This window comes from Streptomyces sp. NPDC059456, from assembly GCF_042750055.1.
GTDB lineage: Bacteria > Actinomycetota > Actinomycetes > Streptomycetales > Streptomycetaceae > Streptomyces.
Map to the genome: position 1 here is coordinate 1 of NZ_JBHYVA010000533.1, position 6,057 is coordinate 6,057.

Annotated in this window: 6 protein-coding genes; 3 read left to right on the forward strand and 3 right to left on the reverse strand. The window is 73.0% G+C overall.

The genetic code is table 11. From position 1 onward, the window contains the following. Nucleotides 1–792 (forward strand): MFS transporter (locus ACFXA3_RS32565; RefSeq protein ID WP_385192728.1); only part of this gene is annotated, 792 nt, incomplete at its 5' end. 9 nt (nt 793–801) lie between these two features. Continuing rightward, nucleotides 802–1,782 (forward strand): 2,3,4,5-tetrahydropyridine-2,6-dicarboxylate N-succinyltransferase, encoded by a 981-nt coding sequence (gene dapD / locus ACFXA3_RS32570; protein ID WP_054222725.1) that lies wholly within the window; start codon nt 802–804, stop codon nt 1,780–1,782. A 149-nt stretch (nt 1,783–1,931) separates the two neighbouring features. Here dapD and ACFXA3_RS32575 read toward each other — a convergent pair whose 3' ends face one another. The 3 genes from ACFXA3_RS32575 to ACFXA3_RS32585 all read right to left on the reverse strand — a co-directional run bounded on the left by ACFXA3_RS32575 (nt 1,932) and on the right by ACFXA3_RS32585 (nt 4,696). Continuing rightward, entirely contained in the window at nt 1,932–2,186 is a 255-nt protein-coding gene (locus tag ACFXA3_RS32575; protein ID WP_385192730.1) for a hypothetical protein, read from the reverse strand. A gap of 160 nt (nt 2,187–2,346) precedes the next feature. Continuing rightward, nucleotides 2,347–2,784: a GNAT family N-acetyltransferase gene (locus ACFXA3_RS32580; protein WP_385192732.1), complete on the reverse strand. Its 438-nt coding sequence runs from the start codon at nt 2,782–2,784 to the stop codon at nt 2,347–2,349. Between the two features lie 70 nt (nt 2,785–2,854). Further along, nucleotides 2,855–4,696, reverse strand: a complete 1,842-nt coding sequence (locus ACFXA3_RS32585; protein WP_385192735.1) for an endonuclease/exonuclease/phosphatase family protein — start codon at nt 4,694–4,696, stop codon at nt 2,855–2,857. Between the two features lie 319 nt (nt 4,697–5,015). Between ACFXA3_RS32585 and ACFXA3_RS32590 the strand changes: the two genes are divergently transcribed. Then, a partial coding sequence (locus tag ACFXA3_RS32590; protein WP_385192739.1) for a hypothetical protein occupies nt 5,016–6,057 on the forward strand: 1,042 nt, incomplete at its 3' end.

A 6,057-nucleotide genomic window follows, 5' to 3' on the forward strand; every position in this document is an offset into this window, starting at 1 on the left:
GCCATCCACCGGCGCGGCGGTCCCGAGATCCTGGAGGCCTGCCGGGGGCGGGGCGCGGCCCCCAACCGCCACGGCCCGGCGCCGCGGCCGGCCCGGGGCCCCCCCCCCCGCCCCGCCGGGGCCCGGGCGGGGGGTCCGGGCCGCGGCGTGCGGGAGGAGCTCCGGGCCCGCCCGGCCGTGCTCGTGCTGCTCGGCGCGATCCTGGTGACCGACCTCGTCTACCGCCAGCAGTACTCCACCTTCCCCGTCTTCCTCGCCGACCACGGGCAGGGCACCCGCTCCTTCGGCCTCGTGATCGCCCTCAACGGCGCCGTCATCCTGCTGCTGGAGCTCCCGGCGGCCGTCGCCCTGCGCGCCCGGCCGCCGCTCCCCGTCATCGGGACCGGCCTCGTCCTGGTCGGCGCCGGGTACGCGGCGCTGTCGGCCGGGGTCGGGATCGCGAGCGCCGCCGCCATGATGGTGCTGCTCAGCCTCGGCGAGATCCTGTACAAGACCACCGCCACCGCGTACGTCGCCGACCAGGCGCCCGAGCACGCCATCGGGCGGTTCCAGAGCCTGTACGCGGGCGTCTCGGTCAGCGGCGTCGTCCTGGGGCCGCCGCTCGGCGGGGCCCTGTACGCGGCCGCCCCCGGGCTGCTGTGGCCGCTGTGCGCCGCACTGGCGTCGGGCGCGGGCGCGGCGGTGCTGTACGCGGCGCGGCGCGAGGCCCGCCGGGAGGCACGCCGCGGGACGCGACACGCGGCGCGACCGGCACATGAGACCGGTTCGCACCCTCGGGCCGTCGCCGGTTAGGTTTCGGGCATGACTGCTACGCGTACCACCGGCGCCGTCGCCGCCGGACTTGCCACCATCGCCGCCGACGGCACCGTCCTCGACACCTGGTTCCCCGCCCCCGAGCTGGTCGCCGAGCCCGGCCCGGCCGGCACCGAGCGCCTCACCGCCGACCAGGCCGTGCAGCTCCTGGGTGCCGCCGCGGCCAAGGCGATCCGCCTGGACGCGGTCCGCGACGTCGAGGTCGTAGCCGTCCGCACCGTGATCTCCTCCCTGGAGGACAAGCCGCTGGACGCCCACGACGCCTACCTGCGCCTGCACCTGCTCAGCCACCGCCTGGTCAAGCCGCACGGCCAGAGCCTGGACGGCGTCTTCGGGCTGCTGGCCAACGTCGCCTGGACCTCGCTGGGCCCGGTCGCCGTCGACCAGGTGGAGACCGTACGGCTGAACGCGCGCGCCGAGGGCCTGTACCTCCAGGTCACCTCGATCGACAAGTTCCCGCGGATGACGGACTACGTCGCCCCCAAGGGCGTGCGCATCGCCGACGCGGACCGGGTCCGCCTGGGCGCGCACCTCGCCGAGGGCACCACCGTCATGCACGAGGGCTTCGTCAACTTCAACGCCGGCACCCTCGGCACCTCCATGATCGAGGGCCGCATCTCGGCGGGCGTCGTGATCGGCAACGGCTCCGACATCGGCGGCGGCGCCTCCACGATGGGCACCCTCTCGGGCGGCGGCAAGCAGATCATCTCGATCGGCGAGCGCTGCCTGATCGGCGCCGAGGCGGGCGTGGGCATCGCCCTGGGCGACGAGTGCATCGTCGAGGCCGGCCTGTACGTCACCGCGGGCACCCGCGTCACCCTCCCGGACGGCCAGATCGTCAAGGCCCTGGAGCTCTCCGGCGCGAGCAACATCCTCTTCCGCCGCAACTCGGTCACCGGCACGGTCGAGGCCCGCCCGAACAACGCGGTCTGGGGCGGCCTGAACGAGGTCCTGCACAGCCACAACTGACGGCCGCGACCGGGCCCGGCGGCCCGGAACGCCGCGACGCCCTCACCGGCCCCGGCAAGGGGGCGGTGAGGGCGTCGTGCCTTTCCCGGGCCGCGTCCCGGGACGTCCTCCCGCCCCGAGCGGGGGAGGGCGCCGCCGGGGTGGGCCGGTCAGTGCAGGGGGATGCTGCGGATCAGGCCCGCGAAGGCCTCTTCCTCGGCCTCGGTCAGTTCGACCGACTCCATCGGGTGCGTGGCCGCGCTGCGCTGGGCCGGGATCACCGCGATGCCCTCGTACGTGCCGGGCACCGGGTGGTGGGAGCGGGAGTCCCGCCGCATGTGGCCGAGACCGCGCACCCACACGACGGCGGCCACGAGCAGGACGGCGAGGCCGATTTCCTGGGCGAGCGAGAGCGAGGCGAACACACGGTCCTCCGGGGGTGCGGGGGGACATGGTGGAGCGTGGGGACACTCAACACCACAACCCGGGTCGAATGGGTCATGATGTGGCGAGCGTCACGCCAGGGCCGAAAGTCCCCGACTTCGCCGCACAGGCACCGGTGCGGTACCGGCGCGACGCCGGCGCTCACTGCTCCAGGTGCAGCTTGAACCCCTCGTGGCTGCGTGCGAACCCCAGCCGCTCGTAGAAGCGGTGGGCGTCGGTCCGCTGCTTGTTGCTGGTCAGCTGGACCAGGCCGCAGCCGCGCTCGCGCGCCCGCGCCACGGCCAGCCGCATCAGCTCCGCGCCGAGCCCGCCGCCCCGCCGGTCGGCGCGCACCCGTACGGCCTCGACCAGCGCCCGTTCGCGTCCTCCCTGGCCGAGGCCGGGGACGTACGTCAGCTGGAGGCAGCCCAGTACCGTCCCGGCCTCGGCCAGCACCAGCAGCTCGTTGCGCGGGTCCGCCTCGATGGCGGCGAAGGCTCGTTCGTGCGCCTCGGTGACCTCGGCCCGCTCCCGGCCGGCGTCCGCCAGCAGGCCCAGTACGACGGGCAGGTCGGCGCGGGTGGCGACACGGAAGATCATGAACGGAAGTGTGGCAGGGGGCCCGGACCGCCTCGCGTCCGGGCCCCCGTGGCTCGGTTCCGCGCCGCGGTTACGGGCGGAAGCGCAGCACCTGCGGGTCGTGGTCGCTGTTCTGCGCCGAGAACTCCGCGTTGATGTGGACGCTGTCGTACGTGAAGTTCTTGATCGCCGGGCTGGTCAGGATCTGGTCCAGCACCTGCGCGTTGCCCTGGTACACGTACGAGTAGCGCTCCGCCTTCGGCAGCGACTTGATCGCCGAGTACAGCGCCCCGCCGTCCTCCAGCGCCTTCGCGGTGCCCGAGAACTCGAAGTCGTTGATGTCACCGACGGCGAGGACGTCAGCGTTCTTGTCGGCCGCGAGGATGTCCTTGACGAAGGAGTTCACCGCCTGCGCCTGGAGCAGCCGCTTGGTCTCCGAAGAGCGGACCGGAGGCTGGTGGATCGAGGTCAGGCCCTCGTCGCCGCCCTTGGAGCCGAAGTGGTTGGCGATGACGAAGACCGTACGGCCGCGGAAGACGAACTCGCCGGCCAGCGGCTTGCGGCTGTCGGCCCACGCCGGGTTGGCCGGGTCGATCCGGCCGGGGGAGTGGGTCAGGGCGGCCTTGCCGTTCTCCTTGGTCACGCCGGTCGCGGTCAGCGAGTCGCCCGCGGCGCGGTCGGTGAAGGAGACGCGGGCGGGGTTGAAGAGGAACACCTGGCGGATGTTGCCGCCGGGCTCGCCGCCGTCCTTGTTGTTCTCGGGGTTGATGGTCCGCCACTCGTAGGCCGGGCCGCCCGCCGCCACGATGGCCGCGGTGAACTTCTTGATGGTCTCCTCGGCCGAGACGGTGCCGTCGTTCTTGGCGCCGTTGTTGTCCTGGATCTCCTCCAGGGCGACGATGTCGGGCGAGGCGAGGTTCTCGACGACCGCCTTGGCCAGGTTGTCGAACTTCTGCTGCGGGTCGGTCGGGTCGAGGTTCTCCACGTTGTACGTGGCCACCGCGAGCTCGCCGGGCGCCTGGGCCTTGGTCTTCTCGGGGGCGAGGGTGCCCGCCTTGACCGTGCCGAGGGTGCGGGCCACCAGGGTGTAGCCGCCGAACTGGTTGAAGTCCAGCGGGCCCTCGGTGGTGCCGGTCAGCTTGTCGCCGACGTTCGCCACCGGGAAGGGCTGCTGCGCGAGCGGCGCGAGCTGCTGGACCTGGAGCCGGCCGGTGTTCTGGGACTCGTACGAACCGTAGAGCGTGCCGCCGCGCTTGGCGGTGTTCTCCCAGCCCTTGACCGTGACCCACAGCTCCGCGTACGGGTCGGTGGCGCCGACCACCCGCGAGTTGCCGATCTTCACGTTCATGCCCTCGAGGGACTCGTAGAAGTCCAGGGCGTAGCGCGAGGGGTCCAGCGTCAGGCCGTTGATGCTGTTCGCGGCGGCCGGGTCGCCCGCCGGGGCGTACTCGGCGGGCACGTTGTACTCGTTGATCGCGACGGCCTCGGGCAGCGCGTTGCCCGAGGAGACCACGGTCACGGCCGGCTTGGAGATCTGGGTGACCGACTGGTTGCCGGAAGAGACGCCGCCGGGGACGTACTCGCCGACCAGACCGGAGACCTTGACGGCGTCGCCGACGGCCACGGTCGGGGCGGAGCTGGTGAAGACGAAGATGCCCTCACTGGTCGCGTCGTTGTCGTCGGCGTCCGGGTCCTGCATCCAGAAGCCGCGCGAGCCGTAGGTGCGCACACCCGTCACGATGCCCGCGACATCGGCCACCTGCTTGCCGTTGAGCGGGGATATCCGGGTGGTGCCCTGGATGTCGTGGATGCGTACCGGATCGGCGGACGCGGCGCCTTCGGCCGCGTCGGCGGTGCCCGCCAGCAGGCCGGTGGCCAGGGCGGTGGCGACGAGTGCCGAGACGGCGGCGGAACGGGGATGCGAGGAGCGCATGGTCAGGAACTCCGGTGTGTGGAGGAAGGAAAACGAAGGATGATGCGTGGTTTTGGCCGGATTCGTACGCGGGTTCCACGGCTGGGCCGCAGGAGATCCGCAGGAATCCCGCCGGGCCCCCATAGGTCTACGCGCGTCAATTTCCTGTGTGACCAGGGAAGTTGTCAAGGTCTCCAGGGGATACGGCAGCTGACTGTGGGATGAACCAAAGGAGATGGCCCGCCGGGCGCGCCCGAAATGCGTCTACTCTGGTGCGCCGGACGGCCGCCCCAGGGGGGCCGTGCCCGCCGCCCCACCGCGTCCGCGAGGAGACCGCCCCATGTCCGCAGAGCCGCACCCCACGCTGCCGCCGGTACGGCTGCCGTCCGACGCGGAACTGGCCCGCGACGCCCTCGGCGCCCCGCTGTTCGCCCGCGCCGTACGGCTGGCCCGCTGGGCCGGACCGGACACCCGCGTCGGTGTCGGCGGCGAACTCGTCGCCGCCCAGCTGCCCGAGGCCGCCGCCGCGCTCGGCCTCGACCCCGCCGACGAGGAGGGCCCGGTGCTCGCGAGCCAGGCCTGGCGGGTCGCCGTGGACACCGGCCTCGTCGACGTGACCGAACCCGATGACGCGGGTGACGGGGGTGACGGGGCCGGGGGCGCCGAGGAGGAGTCCGGCACCGCCGTGCCCGGCGAGGACCTGGCACTGGTGACCGGTGGGGCTCCCGCCGAGGTGCTCGACCTGTGGCTGGCGGCCCTCGACACGGTGCTCGCGGATGCGGCCGTGCCCGATCTGGACGACCTCGTCGACGCGCTGGACGCGGGCGGCGAGATCGACTTCGACCGGCTCGACTGGAACCCCGGCCGCGAGGCGGACTTCCTCGACGGGGTCCTCGCCAACCTCTACCTGCTCTCGGTCTCCGAACACGGCGCGTCGGACGGGCCGATTCCGCTGCCCGTGCTCGCCGCCTCGATGGTCGTCCCCGAGGACATGGGCGAGCCGACCGATGCCGTACTGGAGCAGGTCTCGGACGCGATGATGCGGCTCGACGACCAGTTCCGGCAGCTGGAGCCGATCGGGCTCGTCGAGTTCCGGCCCGTCGACGAGGCGCTCATGGCGGAGGCCGACGACGAGGAGCTCGCGGCCGGTTCGGCGGCCGGCGCCGACGACGAGGACGTCTCCCGGTACGGGATGGTGCGGCTGACCCGGCTGGGCCTGTACGGGATCCGCGCCCGCATGCTGGAGGCCGGGGTCGTCGCCCCCGCCGTCGGCGAACTGGCCGACAAGGGTGCGGACGCCCTGCTCGACGCCGTCTCCGGTGTTCGCGCAGTCGTTGCCCGTGACGGCGTTGCCGAGGCCCACGCCGGTGACGCCGTTGCCG